The 926-nt window shown below is 80.6% G+C and carries 1 protein-coding gene; it reads right to left on the bottom strand.

The features are described 5' to 3' along the window. Nucleotides 1–74 precede the first annotated feature (74 nt). Nucleotides 75–926, bottom strand: an 852-nt coding sequence (locus Q7L73_RS28590) for a response regulator transcription factor (RefSeq protein WP_304715803.1), incomplete at its 5' end; no start/stop codon positions are given.

The raw sequence follows: 926 nt of genomic DNA, 5'->3' as shown, positions 1-926 counted from the left end.
GTCGGCGCGGGCGGGCGGGGCGGCGGGGCGCGGGCGGCGCGAGGCGGGCGGCGCGGCGGCGCGGCGGCGTCTGCTCAGTGCGGCGAGGCGCCGCCGCCGGCCGATGCCGCGGCGAGCGTCGCCAGCTCGGTGCGGTTGGCGACGCCGAGCTTCGCGTAGACGTGCGACAGGTGCGTCTTGACGGTGCTGCGGCTCATGAACAGCCGTGCGCCGATCTGCGGGTTCGTGCACCCTTCGACGGCGAGCTGGACGACCTCGCGCTCGGTCGGCGTGAGGCTCCCCCAGCCGCCCAGCGGTCGGCTGCGCGACCCGCGCGCCCGCCGCGCGAGCGCGACCGCCTCGGGCAGCGTGAGCGCGGCGGCCTGCGCCGAGGCCTCCCCGAAAGCGGCAGCGCCGAGCGCGGCTTCGAGCCGCCGCGCGAGCGCGTCGCGATCGCGCTGAGCGACGCCGTCGCGCGGGAGCTGGAGCGTCGCGCGGGCTGCGTCGGCGGCGGCGAGCAGGCGGGCGGACGGCTCTCCGTCCAACACTGCGGCGAGCGTGTCGAGCGCGTCGGGCCAGAGCGCGCGCAGGTCCTGCTCGACGGCGAGCGCAAGCGCCTCGTGGCAGCGCTGGAGCGCGGCGGCGGGGTCGTCGGCGGCGAGCAGCAGCGCCTGCTCGTGGAGCGCCTCGGCGCGCACGCGCGGCATGCCGAGCGCGTCGGCCAGCGCGAGCGCGCGGGCGGCGGTCGCGGCGGCGTCGGCGCGGGCGCCGAGCCGGCGCTGGGCGGCGGCGAGCGGTGCGAGGGCAAGCGCGGCGAGATAGGTCGGCCGTCCGCGATCGGTCGAGGCCGCCTCGCGCAGCAGCCAGTCGCGCGCCGCCGCCGGCTCGCCCCGCCGCAGCTCCAGCAGCCCGAGCGCGCGGGCGAGCCCCGGGACCCAGACGTCGTC

Source organism: Conexibacter sp. CPCC 205762 (assembly GCF_030646155.1).
Classification (GTDB): Bacteria; Actinomycetota; Thermoleophilia; order Solirubrobacterales; family Solirubrobacteraceae; genus Conexibacter.
The sequence above is the reverse complement of the archived record's forward strand: the minus strand, read 5'-3'. Positions and strand labels throughout refer to the sequence as shown.